The 23,499-nt window shown below is 68.1% G+C and carries 15 protein-coding genes and 1 pseudogene; 7 read left to right on the top strand and 9 right to left on the bottom strand.

Translation table 11 applies throughout. The annotated features are described in order from the left end of the window. Window position 1: 1 nt before the first annotated feature. From FHW81_RS18015 to FHW81_RS18005, 3 genes are all read left to right on the top strand, one after another. Window positions 2-1,612, top strand: coding sequence for an ABC transporter ATP-binding protein (locus FHW81_RS18015; RefSeq protein ID WP_010792375.1), 1,611 nt, complete (start codon window positions 2-4; stop codon window positions 1,610-1,612). Window positions 1,613-1,757: 145 nt separating this feature from the next. Then, window positions 1,758-2,939 carry an aminotransferase class V-fold PLP-dependent enzyme gene (locus FHW81_RS18010; protein ID WP_010794113.1) on the top strand — a complete coding sequence of 394 codons (1,182 nt, stop codon included), beginning with the start codon at window positions 1,758-1,760 and terminating at the stop codon, window positions 2,937-2,939. 202 nt (window positions 2,940-3,141) lie between these two features. Next, entirely contained in the window at window positions 3,142-4,365 is a 1,224-nt protein-coding gene (locus FHW81_RS18005; protein ID WP_033980852.1) for a DUF2235 domain-containing protein, read from the top strand. A 19-nt stretch (window positions 4,366-4,384) separates the two neighbouring features. On the opposite strand, the gene FHW81_RS18000 is transcribed toward FHW81_RS18005, so the two are convergent. The 7 genes from FHW81_RS18000 to FHW81_RS17970 all read right to left on the bottom strand — a co-directional run bounded on the left by FHW81_RS18000 (window position 4,385) and on the right by FHW81_RS17970 (window position 14,488). Beyond that, window positions 4,385-5,440: a copper resistance protein B gene (locus tag FHW81_RS18000; protein WP_023110094.1), complete on the bottom strand. Its 1,056-nt coding sequence runs from the start codon at window positions 5,438-5,440 to the stop codon at window positions 4,385-4,387. Further along, window positions 5,437-7,281 carry a copper resistance system multicopper oxidase gene (locus FHW81_RS17995; protein ID WP_003103645.1) on the bottom strand — a complete coding sequence of 615 codons (1,845 nt, stop codon included), beginning with the start codon at window positions 7,279-7,281 and terminating at the stop codon, window positions 5,437-5,439. The genes FHW81_RS18000 and FHW81_RS17995 overlap by 4 nt, the downstream gene beginning before the upstream one ends. A 148-nt stretch (window positions 7,282-7,429) precedes the next feature. Continuing rightward, window positions 7,430-8,068: a YdcF family protein gene (locus tag FHW81_RS17990; protein WP_003088740.1), complete on the bottom strand. Its 639-nt coding sequence runs from the start codon at window positions 8,066-8,068 to the stop codon at window positions 7,430-7,432. Beyond that, entirely contained in the window at window positions 8,065-8,733 is a 669-nt protein-coding gene (locus FHW81_RS17985; protein WP_003103648.1) for an HAD family hydrolase, read from the bottom strand. Before FHW81_RS17985 ends, FHW81_RS17990 begins: the two co-directional genes overlap by 4 nt. Before the next feature lies 1 nt (window position 8,734). After that, window positions 8,735-9,898 (bottom strand): MFS transporter, encoded by a 1,164-nt coding sequence (locus tag FHW81_RS17980; RefSeq protein ID WP_003114866.1) that lies wholly within the window; start codon window positions 9,896-9,898, stop codon window positions 8,735-8,737. Window positions 9,899-9,941: 43 nt separating this feature from the next. Further along, a complete protein-coding gene (locus tag FHW81_RS17975; protein ID WP_015648711.1) occupies window positions 9,942-11,666 on the bottom strand; it encodes a carbamoyltransferase family protein in 1,725 nt (574 codons plus the stop codon). Between the two features lie 179 nt (window positions 11,667-11,845). After that, window positions 11,846-14,488, bottom strand: coding sequence for a TonB-dependent receptor (locus FHW81_RS17970; RefSeq protein WP_003103655.1), 2,643 nt, complete (start codon window positions 14,486-14,488; stop codon window positions 11,846-11,848). Between the two features lie 275 nt (window positions 14,489-14,763). Here FHW81_RS17970 and fusA point away from each other — a divergent pair, with 275 nt between their 5' ends. The 3 genes and pseudogenes from fusA to FHW81_RS17955 form a co-directional block, all read left to right on the top strand. Continuing rightward, window positions 14,764-16,872, top strand: a complete 2,109-nt coding sequence (gene fusA / locus FHW81_RS17965; protein WP_010794118.1) for an elongation factor G — start codon at window positions 14,764-14,766, stop codon at window positions 16,870-16,872. Window positions 16,873-17,043: 171 nt separating this feature from the next. After that, on the top strand, window positions 17,044-19,638 hold the full coding sequence (locus FHW81_RS17960; protein WP_003120255.1) for a bifunctional diguanylate cyclase/phosphodiesterase: 2,595 nt from the start codon (window positions 17,044-17,046) through the stop codon (window positions 19,636-19,638). 160 nt (window positions 19,639-19,798) lie between these two features. Then, window positions 19,799-20,002, top strand: a pseudogene (locus tag FHW81_RS17955) (nitrilase-related carbon-nitrogen hydrolase); the annotation flags it as partial. 28 nt (window positions 20,003-20,030) lie between these two features. Here the strand turns inward: FHW81_RS17955 and FHW81_RS17950 are convergent. Next, window positions 20,031-21,692 (bottom strand): hypothetical protein, encoded by a 1,662-nt coding sequence (locus tag FHW81_RS17950; RefSeq protein WP_003142545.1) that lies wholly within the window; start codon window positions 21,690-21,692, stop codon window positions 20,031-20,033. A gap of 176 nt (window positions 21,693-21,868) precedes the next feature. Next, window positions 21,869-22,078 (bottom strand): hypothetical protein, encoded by a 210-nt coding sequence (locus FHW81_RS17945; RefSeq protein WP_003088759.1) that lies wholly within the window; start codon window positions 22,076-22,078, stop codon window positions 21,869-21,871. Window positions 22,079-22,592: 514 nt separating this feature from the next. On the opposite strand from FHW81_RS17945, the gene FHW81_RS17940 reads away from it, so the two are divergent. Continuing rightward, the gene (locus FHW81_RS17940) at window positions 22,593-23,495 is read left to right on the top strand and encodes a LysR family transcriptional regulator (protein WP_003121680.1); all 903 of its coding nucleotides are present in this window, start codon (window positions 22,593-22,595) and stop codon (window positions 23,493-23,495) included. The last annotated feature ends 4 nt before the right edge of the window (window positions 23,496-23,499 follow it).

The raw sequence follows: 23,499 nt of genomic DNA, 5'->3' as shown, positions 1-23,499 counted from the left end.
GATGAACCGGGAACTGTTGCGAGTGGAAAACCTGAGCGTCGCCTATGGCGACACGCAGGTCGTGAAGGGGATCGACTTCAGCCTACGCGCCGGCGAGACCCTGGCCCTGGTCGGCGAGTCCGGCTCCGGCAAGTCGCAGACCGCCCACGCCCTGCTGCGCCTGCTGCCGGGCGCGGCGCGCCTGGGCGGCAGCGTGCGCCTGGACGGCGAGGAACTGCTCGCCCTGTCGCCGCAGGCATTGCTGGCGATTCGTGGGCAGCGCATCGGCATGGTGTTCCAGGAGCCGATGACCTCGCTCAATCCATTGCAGCGCATCGGCCGCCAGGTCGGCGAGGGCCTGCGCCTGCATCGCCGCCTGCGTGGCGCCGCGCTGCGCGGGCGGGTACTGGAACTGCTCGAACTGGCCGGCCTCGAGCAGCCGCGACGCCTGCTCGAGGCCTATCCGCACCAGCTCTCCGGCGGCCAGCGACAGCGAGTGATGCTGGCCATGGCGCTGGCTTGCGAGCCGCAACTGCTGATCGCCGACGAACCGACCACAGCTCTCGACGTCACCGTGCAGAAACGCCTCCTGGAGCTGCTGCAAAGCTTGCAGCGACGGCTGGGCATGGCGATCCTGCTGATCAGCCACGACCTCAACCTGGTGCGCCGGGTCGCCGATCGGGTCTGCGTGATGCGCGATGGCCAGATCGTCGAGGAGAACGCCTGCGAGACGCTGTTCCGCTCGCCCCGGCATCCCTACACGCGCCTGCTGATCGAGGCCGAGCCGGGTGGGCTGGCGGAGCCGGTGGCGTGCCGCGAGACCTGCCTGGAGGTGCGCGCGCTGAGCCTCGACTACCCCGCGCCCGGCGGCTGGCTGCGCCGGCGCGCGGGACTGCGCGCGGTGCACGAGGTCAGCCTGCGGCTGCGCCGTGGCAGCACCCTGGGGATCGTCGGCGAAAGCGGTTCGGGCAAGTCCTCCCTCGGCCAGGCGCTGCTGCGCCTGTTGCCGGCCGAAGGGCAGATCCTGTTCCAGGGCGAGCGCCTCGACCGGCTGCACGGCAAGCGCCTGTTGCCATTGCGCCGGCAGTTCCAGGCGGTGTTCCAGGACCCCTACGGCAGCCTCAACCCGCGCCTTAGCGTGGAACAGATCGTCGGCGAAGGCCTGCGTATCCATGGCATCGGCGATGCCGGCGAACGCCGCGCGCGGGTGCTGGAGGCACTGCGCGAGGTCGGTCTCGACGAGCCTTGCCTGGAACGCTATCCCCACGAGTTTTCCGGCGGCCAGCGCCAGCGCATCGCCATCGCCCGCGCGCTGGTGCTGAAGCCGGCGCTGATCCTGCTCGACGAACCGACCTCGGCGCTCGACCGTAGCGTGCAGTGCCAGGTGGTCGAGCTGCTGCGTCGGTTGCAGCGTCGCCACGGGCTGAGCTACCTGTTCATCAGCCACGACCTGGCCGTGGTACGCGCCCTGGCCCACGACATCCTGGTGCTCAAGGACGGCCGGGTGGTGGAGCAGGGCAGCGCCGCTGCGCTGTTCAGCCAGCCGCGCCACCCCTATACCCGCGAGTTGCTCGGAGCGATACCCGCGCTGCGCCTGGAAGAGCATCTGCGGGTGGCCGGGCTGGGAATCTGAGGCGGGAAACCATGCTGACTCTAAGGATGTTCCGAAAGGTTCTTTCCAGACGCCCCGGCGCTTTTCTTAAGATCGGCCTGCGGGCCCGTCAGGGACAAGGAGCCATGTCGGCTTCCGGGTCCGTCCGATCGATTGGGGGAATGCGATGAGTTCGTTACCGTTGTACTTCGATTACGCCGCCACCACGCCCGTGGACGAGCGCGTGATCCGGGCCATGGTGGAGTGTCTCGGTTACCAGGCGTGTTTTGGCAATCCCGCGTCGAATTCCCATGCCTACGGCCGCCAGGCGCGGCGGGCAGTGGAGCGGGCCAGGGAGCAGGTGGCCGCGCTGGTCGGCGCCAGCGCCGGGCAGATCGTCTGGACTTCCGGCGCCACCGAATCCAACAACCTGGCCCTCAAGGGCGTGGCCCAGGCGCTGGACGCACCCGGCCACCTGATCACCAGTCGCCTGGAGCACAAGGCGGTGCTGGACACCGTGCAGCAACTCGCCGAGGACGGCTGGAGCGTGACCTGGCTGGCGCCCGGCATCGATGGCCTGATCCGGCCGGAACAGGTGGAGGCGGCCTGGCGCGCCGATACCCGCCTGGTGTCGCTGATGCGGGTCAACAACGAACTCGGCACCCTGACCGACATCGCCGCCATCGGCGAACGGGTGCGCGAGCGCGGCGCGCTGTTCCACGTCGACGCGGCGCAGGCCAGCGGCAAGGTGGCGATCGACCTGGGCCGCCTGGCGGTGGACCTGATGTCGTTCTCCGCACACAAGACCTACGGGCCCAAGGGCATCGGCGCGTTGTACGTCGGGCCGCGCGCCGAGCGGCGGCTGAAGGCGCAGATCCACGGCGGCGGACACGAGCAGGGCCTGCGTTCCGGGACCCTGGCGACCCACCAGATCGTCGGTATGGGCGAGGCCTTCGCCCTCGCCGGCGAGCTTTTCGAGGAGGAGGGCAGGCGCATCGCCGGACTCCAGCGGCGTCTGCTGGAGGGGCTGGCGCAGATCGACGGCTGGCGCCTGAACGGCAGCGCCGACGCACGCATCGCGCATACCCTGAACCTGACCTTCGACAACCCGGCCTTTGTCCCCCAGGCACTGGAGTCCAGCCTGGCGGTGTCCAGCACCTCGGCCTGCAACTCGGCGCGGCCGGCGCCGTCCCACGTGCTTCTCGCCCTCGGCCACGATGCCGCCAGCGCTGGCCGCAGCGTGCGCCTGAGCCTCGGTCGCTACACCCGCGAGGCCGACGTCGACGCGGCGGTGGCCGCCCTCAAGGCCGCGGCGGATAGTGGCGCGCCGGCGTGGCAGCCGTTCCTCGGGGTATCCAGGGCAGGCTGAGCGGCCGGCTCGACCCGCCCTCGCCGAAGCCAGGGGCTGCGGATAACCGCGAAGCGGTTATTCGCCCTGCGGCTCCAGGGGCTTTTCGTCTTTGCCGCCATTTCCCGGCAATGTGCGCTTGGCGGATCATCCAGGTTGGGTATCATGCGTCGCCATTCCCATCCACCGCCGACGGAAGTCAGGCTTTGCCTGCGTGAGCCCAATGGACGATCTCTCCCCCGATTCCGCCTTGCCGCCTGCCGGCAGCGCCCAGGACAACGACGCGCCGCGCCAGTTGGTGGTCTGCATCGACGGAACCTCGAACCGCTTCGGCGACCAGCCGACCAACGTGGTGCGCCTGTACCGCTCGCTGTCGCGCGATCCGCGCAGGGTGCTGGCCTACTACGACCAAGGCGTCGGCACCTTCGGCCTGAAGGAAACCCTGTTCGAGTGGCAGAAGTTTCCCTCGCGGATCGCCGGCCTGGCCTTCGGCTGGGGGCTCAAGCGCAACGTCGAGGGCGCCTATCGCTTCCTCGCCGAGCACTACCGGCCCGGCGACCAGATATTCCTCTTCGGCTTTTCCCGCGGGGCCTACGCGGTGCGGGTGCTGGCCGCGATGCTGCGCGCGGTGGGCCTGATCGATGCGCACCAGCCGCACCTCTTCGACTACGCCTGGACCCTGCTCACCACCCGCATGCCGCCCCGCGACGAAGACAAGCGGGCCGGCACGCGTCGCCGCGGACCGGACTTCGGCCTGCTGGGACGCTTCCGCAAGGTCTTCGGCCGGCAGGTGAAGGTGCACTTCCTCGGCCTGTTCGACACCGTGACCTCGGTGGGCTGGGTCTACGACCCGCTGACCGTGCCGTATTCCTCGAACAACGAAATGGTCGACGTGGTCCGCCAGGCCCTGGCCATCGACGAATGCCGCTGCTTCTTCCGGCAGAACCTCTGGTTCGGCGAGAAGGACCGCAAGTCCGACGTGTTGCAGGTGTGGTTCCCCGGCATGCACTCCGATGTCGGCGGTGGCTATGCGCCGAAGGACTCGCGGCTGGCTCTGGTGGCCTTTACCTGGATGCTCGGCGAGGCGCTGGAGGCCGGCCTGCATGTCGACCCGGCGCGCAGCCGCGACCAGTTGCGCGCACGTTCGAAGCAGGGCCCGGACCCGACCGCGCCGATCCTGCCGGTGATGACCCGGCCCTGGCGCCTGGCCGAGTGGCTGCCGCTGCTGGTCTGGGACCGCCGCAGCGGCAACCGCGCCTGGCGCTGGTCGCGTGGCCGGCCGCGCTCGCGGCCGCTGGAACCGGTCGGGCAGGAAACCCGGGTCAAGCTGCACGGTTCGGTGCAGCGGCGGCTGGACGAATGCCCCGACTACCGGCCGTGCAACCTGCCAGCGCTGGAACGCTGCGACCTCATCGACGATTCGCCGTTGCTCGACGGCTACCGCTAGCGGCTGGCCGCGATCGCGTTCAGAACCACATGCGGATACCGGCGACGAAGCGCGCCTCGTCGTCGTCCTCGCCCTCGGCGCGGGCCAGGTCGGCGCTGTTGCCGTAGGAGCGGTTCCAGGTCACCCCGATGTAGGGCGCGAACTCGCGACGGATCTCGTAGCGCAGGCGCAGGCCCAGCTCGCTATCGGCAAGGCCCGAACCGATGCCGCGGGCGGGATCGTTCCTGCCGTACAGGTTGACCTCGGCGCTGGGCTGGAGGATCAGCCGGTTGGTCAACAGGATGTCGTACTCGCCCTCCAGGCGCAGCGCGCTCTGGCCGTTCTCGCCGAGGAAGGCGGTGACTTCCGCCTCGAAGTCGTAGAGCGCCAGGCCCTGCACGCCGAACGCCGCCCAGGTCTGCGGCGAGCCGGGCTTGAAATCCTGGCGCACGCCGGCGACCAGGTCCCACCAGGGACCGATGGCGTGCCCGAACAGCGCCTGGACCTCGGCGTCCTCGGTCTTGCCGTCGAGCCGTTCGCCTTCGCTGCGCAGCCACAGGCGGTTGATGTCGCCGCCGATCCAGCCGCTGGCGTCCCAGGCCAGCGCGCTGCCGTCGTCGGCGTCCTGGTATTCCAACTGGTCGAGCAGGAAGAAGCTGTTCAGCGCGCTGTCGTGCACCTTGTGCCCCTCCAGCGGCGGAAAGGCGGCACGGCGGTCGGCCTCGGTCGGCACCGGGATCGGCGTACGGCTCTGGCTGGGCGCGGCCTGCGCCGGAGGTTGCCGCGCAGCGCGGCTCATCCCCGGCATCCGGCCATGGTCCATTCCCTGGTGCTCCATGGGCTGTGCCGGGGCGGGCGATGCGGCGCCGTGGTCCATCCCCGGCATCCGGCCATGCCCCATCCCCTGGTGGTCCATGGGTTTCGCCGGGGCGGAGGTCCTCTGGCCGTGGTCCATGCCAGGCATCGCGCCGTGGTCCATGGCCGAGTGGTCCATGCCATTGTCCCGCGCGGCCTCGACGGGATTCGGCAGGCCCAGCAGCAGACCCAGGGCGAGGGCACCGCCGGCCAGGCGGGCGGGTTTCGGCTGGCGGCTCATGCGTTGTCTCCTTCGTCTACCCGCACTTCGCGGAACATGCCCATCTCCATGTGGAACAGCAGGTGGCAGTGATAGGCCCAGCGTCCCAGGGCGTCGGCGGTGACCCGGTAGCTGCGGCGGGTGCCCGGCGGCATGTCGATGGTGTGCTTGCGCACCAGGAAGTTGCCTTGCTCGTCCTCCAGGTCGCTCCACATGCCGTGCAGGTGGATCGGGTGGGTCATCATGGTGTCGTTGACCAGGACGATCCGCAGGCGCTCGCCGTAGGTCAGGCGCAGCGGCTCGGCGTCGGAGAACTTGATGCCGTCGAAGGACCAGGCGAACTTCTCCATGTGCCCGGTCAGGTGCAGCTCGATGGTGCGCCCCGGTTCGCGGCCGTCCGGGTCGGCGAAGCGGCTGCGCAGGTCGGCGTAGGTCAGCACCCGCCGCCCGTTGTCGCGCAGGCCGAGGCCGGGGTCGGCGAGCTTCGGTGTCGGCGTCATGGTCTGCATGTCGACCAGCGGGTTGCCGTCCTCCGAAGCCGGATGGGACTGCATCGGCATGGTGTCCATGCCCATCCTGGAGTGGTCCATGCCGGCCATCTTGGAGTGGTCCATGCCGTTCATGTCCATGCCGGCCATCTTCGAATGGTCCATGCCATTCATGTCCATGCCCGACATCTTCGAATGGTCCATCTCGCTGGCGGGCCTCGTCGCCGCGCCATGCCCCATGGCGCCGTGGTCCATGCCGCCCATGCCCATGTCGTCCATGCCGATCAGCGGGCGCGGATCGGGCGTCGGCACCGGCGCGCTAAGCCCTTCGGCCAGCGCCAGGGTGCCGCGGGCGTAGCCGCTGCGGTCCATGGACTGGGCGAAGAGGGTATAGGCGCGCTCGCCGCCCGGTTCGACGATCACGTCGTAGGTCTCGGCCACGGCGATGCGCAACTCGTCGACGCTGACCGGCTCGACGTGCTGTCCGTCGGCGGCCACCACGGTCATCTTCAGGCCGGGAATGCGGACGTCGAAATAGCTCATCGCCGAGGCGTTGACGAAGCGTAGGCGGAGCTTTTCGCCGGGGCGGAACAGGCCGGTCCAGTTGCCGTCCGGCGGCTGTCCGTTGAGCAGGTAGGTATAGGTGTAGCCGCTGACGTCGGCGAGATCGGTGGGACTCATCTTCATCTCGGCCCACATCTTGCGGTCGGCCAGGGTCGCGGCCCAGCCGTTGGCGCTGACGTCGTCGATGAAGTCGCCGACGGTGCGCTTGTGGAAGTTGTAGTAGTCGGACTGCTTCTTCAGCTTGGCGAGGATGCGCTGCGGCTTCTCGTCCGACCAGTCGCTGAGCAGCACCACGTAGTCGCGGTCGTAGCTGAACGGTTCCGGCTCGCGGGCGTCGATCACCAGGGCGCCGTAGACCCCGGCCTGCTCCTGTAGCCCCGAGTGGCTGTGGTACCAGTAGGTGCCGTTCTGCCGGACCTTGAAGCGGTATTCGTAGAGACCGCCGGGAGCGATGCCCTCGAAGCTGAGGCCCGGCACGCCATCCATGTTGGCCGGCAGGATGATGCCGTGCCAGTGGATCGAGGTGTCCTCGGCGAGGCGGTTGCGCACCCGCAGGGTCACGTTGTCGCCTTCGCGCCAGCGCAGGGTCGGGCCGGGCAGCGAACCGTTGATGGTCATGGCGGTGGCCGGCGAGCCGCTGAGGTTCACCGGGGTCTCGCCGATGAACAGGTCGAAACTGTCGCCGGCGAGCAGGTTCTGCTGGCCCGGCCCGGCCAGGGCCCAGGCCGGGGCGCGCCAGAGACCCAGTCCGCCGAGCAGACCGGTGGCGGCGAGGCCTTTGACGAAGGTGCGTCGCGAAGTTCTGTGCATCCGCTGGTTTCCACGCAGGTGGCAGGACGGACTGCGCGAGCCTGCGCAGCCGGGAGGTCGCGGCCCCGCCAGGGCGGTGCGGCGATGCGGACACCCTAGCGGCACGCGCCTGTCGGCAAGCTGTGGGGAAGATTACAGTGCTGTCAGCTCAGCGCGGCGGGTTCACCAGGTGGCGGTCGAAACCGCGCGCCACCAGGCGTTCCCAGGCGTCCATGACCTGCGCCGGGATCGGGCAGGCGACCTGGAAGCCCAGCGCCGGGTAACGCATGATGCGGTCAAGGTCGCCGACCATCTCGTCGATCACCCCGAGTACGCCGACCAGGTTCGAGATGCCGTCGGGAAATGCGTAGTCGGGCGCATCCACGTGTCCCTCCAGACCCGGCCAGCGGACCGGCAGGGTCAGCGCCACGCGGCGGATCGAGTTGGGCTTGGTGACGAAGGTCGCGCGGCGCAGGTCGGGGAACAGCTCGCGGGCGAAGGCGATGTTCTCGGCGAAGTTGGTCGCCCGCGGCTCGATCACGATGAGGCTGTCGCTTACCCCGCGCGCCCTGGCGTGGCGGGCGAACAGCTCGGCTTCCGGCTCGACCCAGAGATGGCGCGTCCAGTGCCCGGTGTTGCCGGTGAACAGCAGGCGTTCGGCGAGGCCGCGTTCGAGCAGTTCGCAGGCGTGGTCGCAGACCCGCAGGTCGTAGGAGCCGCATACCACCAGCAGTTCGCAGGGCACATGGCAGCGGCCCTGGCCGAGGAAGTCCCAGAGCAGCCGGGCATCTTGCAGGGTCGGGCTCATGGGACGCCAACGCTCCTCTCGCTGCCGGTCGTGGCGGGGTGCCGATGCTGGCAGTACAGCCGGTCGTCTTCGCGGACGATCCGTAGCTCGCGGAAATCCCGGACCGACCAGCGCGCGCCGGCGGCGAGCAGGCCGCTCTCCTCGCCGATCGCCACGCAGGTCGCGCCGGCGGCACAGGCGGCCTGCACGCCGCTGAGGGAGTCTTCGAACACCAGGCAGCGCGACGGTGCCACGCCGAGCCTGGCCGCGGCCAGGCGATAGCCATCCGGAGCCGGCTTGCCGTGGACCACGTCGTCGCGGCTGACCAGGGTGCGGAACGCCGCCTGCAGGTCGTGCTGGCGCAGCACGTGGTCGATGCGTGCCGGCCAACTGCTGGTGACCAGCGCCAAGGGCACGTCCAGCCAACGCAGCTGGCGGATCACCGCGGCGACGCCGGGCAGCAGGGGACAGTCGGCGCCTTCCTCCAGCGCATCGACCCGTTGCTTGAGGATCCGCCGGCGCTCCATCGGCAGGTGGCCGAACAGATAGTCCAGGGTGTAGCCGCCCGGGCGACCGTGCACGTGGTCGCGCAGGCAGTCCGGGCCGAGCGCCACGCCCTGTTCGCCGGCGACCCGGCTCCAGGCCGCGGCGATGGCTTCGCGGGAGCTGATCAGGACGCCGTCCATGTCAAACAGAACGGCTGAAAACGCTAGTCGATGCATCTCGGGCACTCTGTAGGGCAAGCCAGACCAGGACCGCGCCGCCGAGGGCGAACAGCGCCATGATCAGATAGGACCACTGCGGCAGGCCTTCGTACAGCCAGCCGGCGGCCGGACTGGCGAGGCCCATGGGCAGCGCTACCGCCAGAGAGTAGTAGATCCCCTGGGTCAGTACCCGCGCGCTTTCCGGCGCGTGGTCGCGGATGTAACGCATCACCGCGGCGTGGTAGGCGGCGAAGCTGAGGGCGTGCAGGCACTGGCCGAGGAGGATCGCGGCGAGGTGTTCGCTGCCGGCCAGCAGGCCCCAGCGCAGCGCCGCGCAAAGGCTGGAGAAGAGCATCACCTGGAGCGCCGGGTGGCGGTCCAGGATGCGGTTGGAGACGGCGAAGAAGCTGATCTCGGCGATCACCGCCAGGCCCCAGAAGGCGCCGACCGAGAACGACGAGTAGCCCAGCGTCTGCCAGCCCAGCGAGGCGGTGGTGAAGTACAGCGAGTGGCTCAGCTGGATCATTCCCGCCGCGGCGATGGCCAGCAGCAGGGGGCGTTGCCGGAGGATCCCGCGCAGGTCGGGACGGCGCCTGGCGCCCGGCAGCGGCGAGTCCGGACGGCGCAGGCTGCGGCGACGGAGGAACAGGCAGGCCAGCGCGGTGAGCAGCATCGTCAGGCCGACCAGGGCGGGCACCAGTTGCTGGCCGAACCGACCGAGCAGCAGGCCGCCCAGGGTCGCGGTGAGGATGAAGGCCAGCGAACCGACTGCGCGTACCCGCCCGTAGTTCTGCAGGGCGGCCTTGTCGCGCTTGAGCAGGTAGGATTCGGTGAGCGGCAGCACGCTGGTCCAGAACGCGCCGTAGAGCACGCTCAGGGCGATGAACAGGGGCAGGCCCTCGGCCAGCTGGAACAGCAGGGCGCAGGCGCCGGCCAGGGCCGCCAGCAGGGTCGCCAGGCGCAACTGGTCGATGCGCCAGTCGGCCACGTAGGTCAGCGCCACCCCGGCGATCACCTGCGGCCAGTAGGCCGCGGCGATCAACAGGCCGATCTGGCTGGCGCCGAAGCCCAGGCTGGCCAGCCAGGTCGGCCAGAACGGATAGATCAGCCCCTCGGCGGCGAAGTAGCCGGAAAAGATCAGGTACATGCCGGTTCCCGCGTCGCCGTGCCGGTTCGCTGCGGTTTGCGCCTCACTCGAAGCGCGCCCTGGCGAAGGCGTTCTCGCCCTTGCGCCAGACCAGCAGGGACTCGCCCAGCACCACCAGGTCGACCATGCCGTCCTCCAGCGCGCCGAGGGCGTCCTGCGGGGCGCAGACGATCGGTTCCTCGTGGCGGTTGAAGGAGGTGTTGATCAGTGCCGGCTGGCCGCTGCGGGCATGCCAGGCATGCAGCAGGGCGTGCATGAACGGATCGGCCTGCGGCCGGATGATCTGCGGCCGCGCGGTGCCGTCGACATGCACCACCGCCGGGCAGCGCGCGCGGAAATCCGCATGGCAGTCGTAGGTCATGGTCATGTAGTCGGCCGCCACCTGGTCTTCACGCCAGCCAACGTAGCAAGCCTCGGCGTGTTCTACCGCGGTGACCGGGGCGAATGGCATGAACTCGGTGCGTTCCATGCGCTGATTGAGCCAGTCGTTGGCGCTGGCATCGCCGGGATGGTAGACGATGCTGCGGTTGCACAAGGCGCGCGGGCCGAACTCCATGCGGCCCTTGAACATGCCCAGCACCTGGTTTTCCCGCAGCGCTTCGACCAGCGTCTCGATCAGGTTGGCCGGCCGGCTGTAGGCCAGTTGCGGGTACTGGCTGGCGATCAGCTCGGCATTCTGCGCGGCGCTGCGCGCGTCCGGCCCGAGGGCCATGCTCGGCGCCGGGAAGCGCGTACCGTTCTCGCGATAGGCCACCGCCACCGCCGCGGCCAGGGCCAGGCCGCCGTCGCCCATGCAGGGCAGCACGTAGACATCGCGGACCCCGGGGATCTCGCGCAGGCGCTGGTTCAGCTTGACGTTGCCGAACACCCCGCCGGCCAGGCACAGGTTGGCGCAGCCGGTGCGCGCCACGTGCTCCCGGGCGATGGCCACCAGCAGGTCTTCGGAGTGCCGTTGCGCGGCGGCGGCGACATCCGCCGGGCGTTCCGCCGCGCAGCGTTGCAGCAGCGGATCGCTGTAGCCGTCGTAGGAGGGCAGGTACAGTTCGCCGCAGCGGGCGCGCAGGCGGCCGTTCTCCAGGCGGATCATGTCGTTCATCAGCGGCAGCAGCTTTTCCGCGTCGCCGAACGCCGCCAGGCCGGTGATCTTGCCTTCGTGGCGGTTCGGCTTGAAGCCGAGCAGGCGGGTGATGCGCCCGTAGAAGTAGCCCAGGCTGTCGACGCTGGTCTCGCGTTGCAGGACCGTCTCGCCGCCGTCGGCGCGGTAGTGGGTGACGGTGAGCGACTGGAAGTCGCCGCGGCCGTCGCAGGTGAGGGTCAGCGCCTCGTCGAACGGCGAGCAGACGAACGCGCCGAGGGCGTGGCATTCGTGATGGTCGATGTACTCGACCTTGCCGCGCAGGCCGTTGGCGCGGACGAAGGCATCGAATTCGCCGCGCTTGGCCTTGTCGTTGGCCATTTCGTCGGCGATCCGCTTGCGCAGGTGCGGCAGGCCCTCGGGACGCTCGCGGGCTTCCTCGAGGACCCGGTCCAGATAGAGGTCGAGGTGCCGCCCGGCGTCGAACCCGGCGTTCCAGCCGTAGGCGATGCGGTCGATGTCGGCCAGGTCGATGCCGGCCTCGCCGAGCACATAGTCGATGGAGCGGCTCGGCCAGGCCTTGTGGTCCTTCTGGCGGGTGAAGCGCTCCTCGCTGGCGGCGGCGACGATCCCGCCGTCGCGCACCAGGCAGGCGCCGGCCAGGTCGTTGTTGGTGATCCCGAGAATGATCATGCGGTGTCCTCTTGCGCGAACGGGTGGGGGGCGAGAGGCGTAATAGGTTGCATGGCACCGGGAGCCCAACAACCTGCCAGATCTGGTCGCCTGCGAAATCTGGCAGGGCTACCGGATCTGGTAGCTGGACAGCCGTCGACGGGCTTGCCGGCCATACCGGCCGGGCGCCCGCGCCGGCATCAGAAGCTGTAGCTGAGGCGGCCGAACAGGATGCGCCCGTAGGGATCGGTGTAGCGCGGGTCGTAGCCGCTCTGGAAGGTGTAGGTCTGGTTGCTGAACGGCGGTTCGCGGTCGAACAGGTTCTTCACCCCGAGGGTCAGCCCCAGCGCGTGGCTGAGGCGGTAGCTGCCGGCCAGGTCCCAGAGGTTCCACGAGCCGACCTTGCCGTGGCTGGCGCGGTCGTAGTCGTTGTAGCCGCTGGTGTAGCGGTTGCTCAGGGTGGCCTGCCAGGCGTCGCGGCTCCAGGTGGCGTTGGCGACGTGCTTCCAGCGGGCGATCACGCCGACGCCCTGGAAGTCGCCGACGTTGTCCAGGTACTGGCCGCCGATCTGCTGCTGGAAGTCGTAGCGGGACACGTAGGTGCCTTGCAGGTCGAGCCCGAACTGCCCGTAGCGGCTGGCCGGGAAACGATAATCGAGGCTCAGGTCGACGCCGCTGGTCTTTACCTTGCCGAGGTTGGCCAGTCCGGTGACGACGTGATCGATCGAGCCGTCGGCCTTGCGCACGATGCGTCCGGCGTAGGCCTGCGGGTCGGCGAAGATCGCCGCTTCGGGAAACTCGGCGATCTGGTTGGCGATCCTGATCCACCAGAAGTCCAGGCCGACGGAAAGGTCGCGCAGCGGCTGGTAGACCAGGCCCAGGGTAACGTTGCGCGCGGTTTCCGGTCGCAGGTCGGTATTGCCGCCGGTGGCGTTGTAGAACTGCTGGGCGCAGTCGCGGTTGGCGATGCCGCCCTGGCTCGGCTGGCCGCCGGCGCACAGGCGCGGGTCGTCGTAGTTGGCGCTGGTATAGGTGGTGAAGGTCGGGTTGTACAGTTCGTACAGCGACGGCGCACGGAAACCTTCGCTGTAGGCGCCGCGCAGGACCAACTGGCGGAACGGCTGGAAGCGGAACGAATATTTCGGGTTGCTGGTGCTGCCGAAGTCGCTGTACTTGTCGTGGCGGATCGCCGCGCTGAGTTCCAGGCTGTCCAGCACCGGCACGTTGAGTTCGGCGTACTGCGCCTTCAGGTTGCGCTCGCCGCTGACCGTGGCGGCGGGATCGACGCCGAGGCTCTGCACGTTGCCGGCGAAGTCCTGGATGTCCTGGTGGAACGCTTCCTTGCGGAACTCGCCGCCCAGCGCCAGGGCCGCCGGCCCGGCGCCGAACCAGTCGCCGATCTCCCGGCTGGCGCGGGCGTCCAGGCCCTTGACGCGGCCGACCGAGGTACGGAAGTCGCCGCTCAGGGCATGGCTGCCGAGGTAGGCGAGGCCGGCGTCGGTCTGCGGCCCGAACGGGTTCAGCGTCCCGTTGGCGATGCCGAGGGCGGCGGCGCGATCATCGACGTAGCCGCTGTGGATATGGTCGACCACCTTGTTCTGGTTGTACGAGGCGCCGATATCGTAGTCCCAGCCGGCGAACTGGCCGTCGAAGCCGAGCAGCAGGCGCTGGCCGGTGTTCTGCGAGGATTGCAGGCGCGGCCCGAGCACGCTCTGTCGCCAGTTGACCTCCACCGGCCGGCTCGGGTCGAGGACGAAGCCGCCGGGTCCGGGAGTGATGCCGTTGCCGGGATAGAAGGCGGTGCCGGGATCGATCTGCAGGCCGGTGAGGGTCCCTGGGCCGACCTGGGTAGCGTTGTCGTTGCGCGACCAGAAGTACTCCAGGCTGACGTTGTGCTCGTCGGCCAGCTTGCCGGTGGCGCGGCTGAACACCGAGGTCTTCTCGGTTTCCGGCACCAGGTCGAGGTAGCGCCACAGGCTCTGCCGGCAGATGCCGTTGCGCGGAATCAGGTCGGCGCCCTTGCAACCGCCGGCGGCCAGCGGATTGCTGGCGTTGGCGCCCTGGCTCCAGTTGCCGGGGAAGGCGGTTCCGGAACTGTAGTCGAGGCCGCGTCCCGGCTGGTAGTTGTAGGTGTAGCCGCGGTCCTTGGCGCCGAGGCGCTCCTGCTTGTCGTAGTTGGCCACCGCGAAGACATTGAAGCGATCCTCCTCCAGCTCGCCGAAGCCCCAGCTAGCGCTGACGTTGCGCTGGTTGCCGCCGCCGTCGTGGGTGGGGGAGGCGTAGCCGCTGTCGAAGCGGCCTTCGTTCAGGCTCTTGCGGGTGATGAAGTTGATCACCCCGCCGATGGCATCGGTGCCGTACAGCGCGGAGGCGCCGTCGCGCAGCACCTCGACCCGGTCGATGGCGGCGAAGGGAATGGTGTTGAGATCCACCGCGGAGCCGTCGATGGCATTGTTCGCCAGGCGCCGGCCGTTGAGCAGCACCAGGGTCTTGTTCGCGCCGATTCCGCGCAGGTCGGCGAACGAGGCGCCGCCGGTGGCGCTGCCGACCGAGCGACTGGAGTTGTATACGCCCTGGTTGCCGGAAAGCCGGCCGATCAGTTCCTCGGTGCTGGTCACGCCCTGTTGGCGCAGCTCCTCGGCGCGCAGGACGCTGATCGGCACCGCGGTTTCCGCATCGACCCGGCGGATCGCGCTGCCGGTCACCTCGATTCGTTGCAACTGGACCGTGGGCGGGTCGACAGGCGCCTGTTCCTCCGCCGCGGCGGCGCTGCCGGGAGCGAGCTGCAGGGCCAGCAGCAGGGCGGCGCCCAGCGGCGCGTCGGTGTGGAGCGATCGGTGCATGGTCGGGGCATCCCTTGTTCCGGTGTGTCCAGGGATGTCCGTCGAGCCGGGGGATTTTCCAGGGACGGCTTAGACCTTTGCGCCATGAGTTTATGTCCGCTGGGAACAAGCCCTGCCGTCGCGCCTTTCGTCGGCGGGCCGGAGCGGCAGAACCAGTCCCCTCTGCCGAGGTCGAAAAGCAGGCGTCGCGGCGGTGCTGCGGCGTCCTTTCTTCAGCTACATTTTTCTTTCAGCAGTCGTTCCCATCATCCAGGGCAGCACCCAAGGGGCAGATCATGGCTCGCACCACTCCCATCGAGCTTTATCGCAACATCGGCATCGTCGCCCACGTCGACGCCGGCAAGACCACGACGACCGAGCGGATCCTCTTCTACACCGGCGTCAACCACAAGATGGGCGAGGTCCATGACGGCGCGGCGACCATGGACTGGATGGTCCAGGAGCAGGAGCGCGGCATCACCATCACCTCGGCGGCGACCACGGCCTTCTGGCAGGGCTCGACCAAGCAGTTCCCGCACCGCTATCGCTTCAACATCATCGACACCCCCGGCCACGTCGACTTCACCATCGAGGTGGAGCGCTCGCTGCGCGTGCTCGATGGCGCGGTGGTGGTGTTCAGCGGCGCCGACGGAGTCGAGCCGCAGTCCGAGACGGTCTGGCGCCAGGCCAACAAGTACCATGTGCCGCGCCTGGCCTACGTCAACAAAATGGATCGCCAGGGCGCCGATTTCCTCCGCGTGGTCGCGCAGATCAAGCAACGCCTGGGCCATGTCCCGGTGCCGATCCAACTGGCGATCGGCTCGGAGGAAAACTTCAGCGGGCAGATCGACCTGGTGAAGATGAAGGCCATCTACTGGAACGATGCCGACCAGGGCACCAGCTACCGCGAGGAGGAGATCCCGGCGGAGCTGCGGGCGCTGGCCGAGGAGTGGCGGGCGCACATGGTCGAGGCCGCTGCCGAGGCCAACGACGAACTGATGAACAAGTATCTGGAAGGCGAGGAACTGAGCATCGAGGAGATCAAGGCCGGGCTGCGCCAGCGGACCCTGGCCAACCAGATCGTACCGGCGGTGCTCGGCTCCTCGTTCAAGAACAAGGGCGTGCCGCTGGTGCTCGACGCGGTGATCGACTATCTCCCGGCTCCGTCGGAAATCCCGGCGATCAGGGGCACCGACCCGGACGACGAAGAGAAGCACGACGAGCGCCATGCGGACGACGACGAGCCTTTCTCGGCGCTGGCGTTCAAGATCGCCACCGACCCCTTCGTCGGCACCCTGACCTTCGCCCGCGTGTATTCCGGGGTGCTGACTTCCGGCGACGCGGTGCTCAACTCGGTGAAAGGCAAGAAGGAGCGGGTCGGGCGGATGGTGCAGATGCACGCCAACCAGCGCGACGAGATCAAGGAGGTGCGCGCCGGCGACATCGCCGCGCTGATCGGCATGAAGGACGTGACCACCGGCGACACCCTGTGCGCCATCGACAAGCCGATCATCCTCGAACGCATGGACTTCCCCGATCCGGTGATCTCGGTGGCGGTGGAACCGAAGACCAAGGCCGACCAGGAGAAGATGGGCATCGCCCTGAGCAAGCTGGCCCAGGAAGACCCGTCGTTCCGGGTGAAGACCGACGAGGAGACCGCGCAAACCATCATTTCCGGGATGGGCGAGTTGCACCTGGACATCATCGTCGACCGCATGCGCCGCGAGTTCGGCGTCGAAGCCAATATCGGCAAGCCGCAGGTGGCCTATCGCGAGACCATCCGCAACACCTGCGAGATCGAGGGCAAGTTCGTCCGCCAGTCCGGCGGCCGCGGCCAGTTCGGCCATTGCTGGATCCGCTTCGCTCCGGCCGATGAGGGGCAGGAAGGCCTGGAGTTCCACAACGAGGTGGTCGGCGGGGTGATTCCCCGCGAATTCATCCCGGCGATCCAGAAGGGCATCGAGGACCAGATGCAGAACGGCGTGCTCGCCGGCTACCCGCTGATCGGCCTGAAGGCGACGGTGTACGACGGCTCCTACCATGACGTCGACTCCAGCGAGATGGCGTTCAAGATCGCCGCCTCGATGGCCACCAAGCAACTCTCGCAGAAGGGCGGAGCGGTGCTCCTGGAGCCGGTGATGAAGGTCGAGGTGGTGACCCCGGAGGACTACATGGGCGATGTGATGGGCGACCTCAACCGCCGGCGTGGCCTGATCCAGGGCATGGAGGATACCCCGGCGGGCAAGGTGATCCGTGCCGAGGTCCCGCTGGGCGAAATGTTCGGCTATGCCACCGACGTGCGCTCGATGTCCCAGGGGCGCGCGAGCTACTCGATGGAGTTCGTTCGCTATGCCGAGGTACCGGCCAGCGTGGCCGAGGCGATCGTCGCCAGGCAGGGCCGCTGAGAGCCGCCGCGCGCCGCCGAGGCCAGCGGCGGCGCGCGCCTTTGCGGGAGCGGCAGCCGCATCTTCGGCGCCGATGCGCTTGCCAAGCGGGGTTTTTGACGCCCCCTGGATGCTTAACTATAAGACAGTGACCAAGGCCCGCACCTATACGGTCACAAGGATGGCGAATCGATGCTTGCTTCAGCGATTGCCAGCGGTACCGCAGTCTCCCAGGTCTCCAAGCATCTCCTAATGTTCCTGGCCGCCCTTTTCCTCGCCCTCGGTGCATGCGGCTGGGCGATCCTGCACATCGCCAGGCACCAGGACGACATCGCCATCGAGCAGAGCCATTTCTACGTGGAAAAGGCGCTGCAGAATCGCCGGGAAAATTCCGAGCAGTTCTCCACCACCTATTCGTTCTGGACCGATGCTTACGTCTATCTGGGAAACCGGGTCGACGTGGACTGGGCCTTCACCAAGAACAACCTCGGCTCGGTGCTCTACACCACCAACGGCTACGACGGCGTCTTCGTCATCGACGACCGTGGCACTCGCTACGCCATGCTCGAGGGCGAGCTTTCCGAACGCTCGCTGGCCGACTCGCTGAACGCCGACACCGGGGACATCCTCCGCTCCGCACGCCGTGCCGCGGTGGACGAAGCGGCGATCAGCCGCTACGTCGACTTCGACGGCGCACCGGCGATCCTGGTTGCCTCGGCGATCAAGCCCACCAGCGATCATGCGCCCATCGACCTGGCCAAGGCCTCGGTGATGGTCTTCGTCGACCGGCTGACCCCGGCGAAGCTGGCCAAGCTCGGCGGCGACTACGGCATCGCCAACCTGCACCTGCTGGCCGGCGGCGCGGCGGGCGACAAGGAAAGCCTTGCCCTGGAGGGCACTCCCCATCGCCTGGCCTGGGTGTCGTCGCGTCCGGGTAGCGCCATGCTGCGGGAGACCGCGTTGCCGCTGCTGGGAATCTTCGTGCTCGCCGCCGGGCTGCTGTTCTGGCTGAGCCGCAGCGCCGTGCTCAACGCCCGCGCGGTGGATCGCCAGCAGAAGGTCCTGAAACGCAGCAACCAGGCCCTGCTGGCCAGCGAGGAACGTTTCAAGTCGATAGCCGAGGCGGCCTCGGACTGGATCTGGGAAGTCGACGGGCATTTCGTCTTCACCTATCTCTCCGTGCGCTTCCGCGACGTCACCGGCTACCAGCCGGAGGCCTGGATCGGGCGGCGGCTGGACGAGTTGCTGGATAGCGATACGGTGAACATCGTCAAGTGGCTGGAAGGGCTGCCCGATGCCGGTGCGCCGTCCAGCCTGGTCTGCGCTTTCCGCGACAGCCAGGGCCAGGCGCGGGTCGGCAAGCTGAGCGCCAGCGCGATCCGCAACGGCGTCGCCAGCGGCTATCGCGGCACGGCGGCCGACATCACCGACGAGGTCGAAGCCCATGCGAAGATCCAGCATCTGTCCCTGCACGATGCCCTGACCGGCCTGCCGAACCGCAACAAGCTGTTCCAGTTCCTCGAACGCCTGCTGGCGGAAAAGGCTGGCAAGTCGCCGGTAGCGGTACTGATGCTCGACCTCGACCGCTTCAAGCCGATCAACGACCAGCACGGCCATCCCGCCGGCGATGCGGTGCTCTACGCCATCGCCGAACGGCTGCGCGCCTCGACCCGCGACCAGGACATGGTTGCCCGGCTCGGCGGCGACGAGTTCGTGGTGGTCAGTACCCACGTGTCGTCGAAGCTGGAAATCGAGAAGTTCTGTAGCCGGCTGATCGACGTGATCAACCGCGAGGTCGCCTACGAAGGGCACAGCTTCCATGTCGGCGCCAGCATCGGCGTGGCCCTGGCGCCGGAGCACGGCGGCGATCCGCGGGGCCTGCTGCGTTGCGCCGACGTGGCGATGTACGAGGCCAAGGCCGCGGGGCGCAATACCTGGCGTTTCTACTTGGAAGCGATGGACTCCCATCTCGCCGAGAAGAAGCTGCGCGAGACCGAGTTGCGCGCCGCCTTGCAGAACGGCGAGTTCGAGTTGTACTACCAGCCGCGTTTCCTGGCGCAGGAACAGACGATCGCCTCGGCGGAGGCGTTGATCCGCTGGAACCATCCGCGCCGCGGGCTGATCGGCCCGGACGAGTTCATCGGCCTGGCGGAAGAAAGCGACCTGATCGTGCAGATCGGCAACTGGGTGCTGCGCGAGGCCTGCGCCACCGCCGCCAGCTGGCCAGGCGAGGTGATGGTCTCGGTGAACGTGTCGCCGGCGCAGTTCATGACCGGCGATATCGTCTGGCAGGTGCGCGAGGCCCTGCGCCTGGCCCGCCTGGATGCTCGCCGGCTGGAGCTGGAGGTGACCGAGAACGTCATGCTCAACGATGTCGATGGCGCGCTGCGGACCATGACGGCCCTCAAGGAGCTGGGCGTCCGCCTCAACATGGACGACTTCGGTACCGGCTATTCCTCGCTCGGCTACCTGCGCACCTATCCCTTCGACAGCATCAAGATCGACAAGCGCTTCGTCGCCAGCATGGAGAAGACCGGGCGCGACCGTTCGATCGTGCAGGCCATCATCAATCTCGGCAACGCCCTGAACCTGCGGGTCACCGCCGAGGGCGTGGAGACCGAAGGGCAGATGCACATCCTGCGCGACGAGCAATGCCACGAACTGCAAGGGTTCCTGCTCAGCCGGCCGCTGGATGCGCAGCGCCTGCGCGATCTGCTGGAGCGCGAGGCGGGGCAGACCCAGGCGCCACAGGTTTCCGCCGAAGGCCATGCTGCGCGCCGGCCTTGAGAGGGAGTCAGAAGGGCGCACGCGGTGCCTCGGCGGCCCTCGGTTCAGCGATCGCCCTGCGTATGGTTCAGAAAATGCTGAACTGATTATTTGACCTGACTGATTCCCTTCCCGTCTTCGCTTGCCGACACTCCGTCCTTCCCATGGCCTTGTGCCAGGGCCAGCGCCGGTGGTCGCTACCCGCTTCGGGCGAATCGCGGTGATGGTCTGCTACGACCTGGAGTTTCCCGAATGGGTGCGCCTGCCGGCGCTGTCCGGCGCACAACTGCTCTGCGCACCGGTGAACTGGCCGGCGGCACCGCGTCCCGAGGGCGAGCGGCCAGGCGCGGCTGGGCGAATGAAAAAGGGCGCGGGCCAGTATCGGCGCCGCGCCCTTTTGCCGGAGGAGAACCTTATTCCAGTTCGGCTGCGCTCTCTTCCTGGCGTTTCAACCCGGTATGACTGATGGCGTGCAGAGCGGTATTGAACTGCACGGTCTCGTTGAAACCCTTGACGATCTGCGCCAGCTTCTCGCGGGCGCTTTCCAGCTTCTTGAAGCGCTCGCCGAGTTCCAGGCTGCGCTGCTGGACGCTGGCTTCGCGCTTTTCCAGTTCGGCCTGGCGCAGGTTCTGCTGGCTGCGCAACTCTTCGAGGCGTTCCTGCTCGATCTGCAGTACCTCGGCTCGCCGCGCGCTGCTGCGCTCGCGGGCTTCGACGCTTTCCGCGAGTTGTTGCAGGGCCGCGCTGCGCTCGGCGAGGAGACGGTTGCTCTGCTCGGTTTCCCGCTCCAGCGCCTGGCGGTCGTCCTGCAGGCGCTTGTGCCACTGCCGGAGCTGCTTTTCCTTTTCCTGCAATTGCCGCTCCTTCTCGTGCAGTTGCGTCTGGAGCGACTCCAGCGACTCCTGCTGCTTGAGCGCTTCCTGCTTCTGCTGGCTCAGTTGCTGGGCCATGCCGGCGAGGTCGGCCAGGGTGCCCTGCACGTCCTGTAGCAGATGCTCGGTATCGTTGCCGATATCGAGCGCGGTATCCGTATCCACGTGGGCTTCATCCTCGGGTTGGCGAATGACGGCGGCGGCCTGGGTGGGCGCCTCTCTGGCGTTGGCCCCGCCCTCGGCGCCGGCCAGGCGTGCGGGCGGCACCCGGAGGCGCAGCGACAGGCTGGGGACCCTGGCCGATACCGGTTCCGGCGCGGGTGCGGCGAGGGGGGAGGGGCTCGGGGGCATGGAGGATTCCTCGGCGGCGTCTGGAGACGGAAGGTTGGCGCTGCCCGTGGCGTCGGCGGCGTGCAGCGCGGGGTGGAGCATCTGCGCCAGGTCGGCAAGCTCCTCGCGAAGATGACTGGCGTTGTCGACGAAGGCGCCGATGGCCTCGGCATCCGCTACCTTGGCGGACTGCTCCGCTTTCGCCGCGAACTCGGCTGGCGCCCCACCCTCGGGCGCTGCCGTTTCCGCCTCCGGCCGCGGCTCGGGCTCGACGCATCCGGCCTCGGTGACGGTTTCGTCTTCCGCCGCCTCGGGCTCGTCGATGGGCTCCGCCGGCCCGTCCGTGGTCTCGTCCGCATCGTCTTCGGCGAGGACATCGGGAGCGGCGTCTTCGAAAAGGGCCTCCTGGACGAGCGGCGGGACTTCCGCGCAGGGTTCCTCGCCATCCAGGGCGGGGCCGTAGCCATGGGGGGACTCGAAGGTGACGAGCTTCATCACCCATTCGCGTTCGAGCACCAGGGAGCGGTGTTCTTCCCGCCGCGAGGGGGCGATGGCCGCGTCCTGCAGGTCGATGAGGTGGTAGGCCAGATCGCTGGTCCGGCGGTTGCCGGTGGTGGCTTCGCGGACCAGTTGGCGGAACACCTGGATGGCCGCCTCGCAGGCCTCGTCGGTGTCGAGACGGCCCAGGCGGAAGCCGTCGTCGGTCTTGAACAGGGAGGCGATGTAGACGCGCGAGTCGTTTTCGTCGACCTGTTCGTTGAGGCTGTAGGCGATGAAGTTGCGGTCGCTGGCGGGAATGGCGAAACCACACAACAAGGCCGCATTCAGTTCCGTCTGCTCGGCAGTTTCCACACTGATGGTTCGAAGAAGCATAAGCCCTGGAGATCCCGTTGGTGCTTGAAAGGTGTAACGGGCGAGGGTACCGGGAGCTATGGGCGAGGTAACTTGGACGAGTCCTATTGCCTTGTAAGAAAAATCTTGAAGATTTTACTGCGTGCCGTGCCCAGCGCACCGCGCAGGCTCGTCCGCTCGTACGGGGCCGGCGCGCTTCAGCGATCCGCCATCAGGACGACGATGGCCTCGGCGACGAAGTCGGCGTTGCGCTCCAGGGTCTGCAGGTGGTTCATGACGACATCGTAGGTTTCGCCGCCTTCATGGCGCTTCGCCCAGATCGCCAGCTCCTCCAGGGCCATGCCGAGGGCACTCTGGTTCTGGTTGAGACGGCAGAGCAGGGCGACAGTCAGGTCGTGATCCAGCATGGCGGTACTCCTGATCCTGAAAAACTCAGCGTAGCCCCCCTGGCGCTCCGCCGACACGGAAGCGGTTCACGAAAAGACGAAACGGTTCAGCCGCTGCCGACGGGGTGGCCTGCGTTCGTGGCCGGTGCCCACGGCGCAGCGCTTTCGATAGCCCCCCGGCAGCTTCGGACCGACCTGGCAAGGGGACCTATCCGAACGGCGAGGGTGGCCCGCGGTGGTGGCGCGCCGCATGGCCAGTTCCCCATGCCGCCTGGCTATACTGGCGGCGCGGGAACAAGACGCCGTCCATGAAGAGCGTCCCGGACCCGAACGTCGCGCTTCCTGTCATCTCCGCTACCTATCTTTCGTTCTTCTGCCGCGAAACGGCTTTCGGAAGCAGGCTGCCGGCGGTCGTTCGTCGCGCCGTCCCGGGGTTTCCCTGCCCGTGCCGATCCGACCCGTGTTGCCAGCGAGGGGTATGTACGCAATGTCCGTGACCGATGCCAGTTTCCCGATCATCAACTGGTCGAAGGCGATGCCTTCGTTGCGCCAGCTGATGTATTTCGCCTGTGTCGCCGAGTACGGCAGCATCGGCCAGGCCGCCGAGGTGCTGCACGTTTCGCAGCCGTCGCTGTCGCGGCAGATCCAGGCGCTCGAAGCGCACATCGGCGAGGCGCTGTTCGTCCGCGGTCCGGCCGGGGTGAGCCTGACCGAGGTGGGCAGGGTGGTGCATTGCCGCGCGGTGAAGATCATCGCCGAGGCCAAGGCGCTGACCCGCGACATCGGCGACGGCGACGACCGCCAGTTGCACATCGGTTTCAGCCGCTACCTCGATCCCGGCTGGTCCGGCGAGCTGGCCCGGCAACTGAAGGAAGCGCGGGTGTGCAGCGCCGTTTCGCCATCCTGGGCGCCATCGCTGGACCTGCTCAGCCTGGTCCGCGAGTCGTCCCTGGACGCGGCGATCATCGGCGCGCCACCGAAGGTGGTGCGTGAATACGAGCTGATGGAGATCGGCAGCTACGAGCACGTCATCGCCCTGTCGGAAACCCTGCACCGGCGATTGGCGCCCGACTGGTCGCTGAACGACCTGATCGGCGAGCCGCTGCTGGTACCGAAGGACTCGCTGTTTCCCGCCTACAGCCAGTTCATGAACGATGCGATGGATGCCGCTGCCTTCGCGCCCCGGCGCAGCGTGCGGCCGAACGACCTGAGCATTCTCCTGGCCCAGGTCGCCAGCGGCGACGGCTTCGCCTTCCTGCCGTTGTCGCTGACCAAGTTCGCCTATCCGGGGGTGGCCTTCACCGCTCTGCCGGCGGCGGTCAACGAAGGCTTCCGCCTGCCGGTGGGGCTGGCGGTGTCGCCGACTTCGCGGCTTCGCGCCAGCGACACCCAGTTCGAATGCTTCGTCGAGACCGCGCGGCGGGTCGCCGCCGGTTGAGGGA

This window comes from Pseudomonas sp. RC10-4-2 (assembly GCF_050433085.1).
Classification (GTDB): Bacteria; Pseudomonadota; Gammaproteobacteria; order Pseudomonadales; family Pseudomonadaceae; genus Pseudomonas; species Pseudomonas aeruginosa.
Note: the sequence above shows the minus strand (reverse complement) of the source record. Positions and strands in the feature narration are given on the sequence as shown.

Coding starts and splice junctions, on each gene's coding strand:
- FHW81_RS17975 (WP_015648711.1), bottom strand. CDS start 11,666: ATGATCATTCTCGGGATCACCAACAACGACCTGGCCGGCGCCTGCCTG.
- FHW81_RS17970 (WP_003103655.1), bottom strand. CDS start 14,488: ATGCACCGATCGCTCCACACCGACGCGCCGCTGGGCGCCGCCCTGCTG.
- FHW81_RS17945 (WP_003088759.1), bottom strand. CDS start 22,078: ATGCTGGATCACGACCTGACTGTCGCCCTGCTCTGCCGTCTCAACCAG.
- FHW81_RS17995 (WP_003103645.1), bottom strand. CDS start 7,281: ATGCACAGAACTTCGCGACGCACCTTCGTCAAAGGCCTCGCCGCCACC.
- FHW81_RS18000 (WP_023110094.1), bottom strand. CDS start 5,440: ATGAGCCGCCAGCCGAAACCCGCCCGCCTGGCCGGCGGTGCCCTCGCC.
- FHW81_RS18015 (WP_010792375.1), top strand. CDS start 2: ATGAACCGGGAACTGTTGCGAGTGGAAAACCTGAGCGTCGCCTATGGC.
- FHW81_RS17950 (WP_003142545.1), bottom strand. CDS start 21,692: ATGCTTCTTCGAACCATCAGTGTGGAAACTGCCGAGCAGACGGAACTG.
- FHW81_RS17985 (WP_003103648.1), bottom strand. CDS start 8,733: ATGGACGGCGTCCTGATCAGCTCCCGCGAAGCCATCGCCGCGGCCTGG.
- fusA (WP_010794118.1), top strand. CDS start 14,764: ATGGCTCGCACCACTCCCATCGAGCTTTATCGCAACATCGGCATCGTC.
- FHW81_RS18005 (WP_033980852.1), top strand. CDS start 3,142: ATGGACGATCTCTCCCCCGATTCCGCCTTGCCGCCTGCCGGCAGCGCC.
- FHW81_RS17980 (WP_003114866.1), bottom strand. CDS start 9,898: ATGTACCTGATCTTTTCCGGCTACTTCGCCGCCGAGGGGCTGATCTAT.
- FHW81_RS17960 (WP_003120255.1), top strand. CDS start 17,044: ATGCTTGCTTCAGCGATTGCCAGCGGTACCGCAGTCTCCCAGGTCTCC.
- FHW81_RS17990 (WP_003088740.1), bottom strand. CDS start 8,068: ATGAGCCCGACCCTGCAAGATGCCCGGCTGCTCTGGGACTTCCTCGGC.
- FHW81_RS17940 (WP_003121680.1), top strand. CDS start 22,593: ATGCCTTCGTTGCGCCAGCTGATGTATTTCGCCTGTGTCGCCGAGTAC.
- FHW81_RS18010 (WP_010794113.1), top strand. CDS start 1,758: ATGAGTTCGTTACCGTTGTACTTCGATTACGCCGCCACCACGCCCGTG.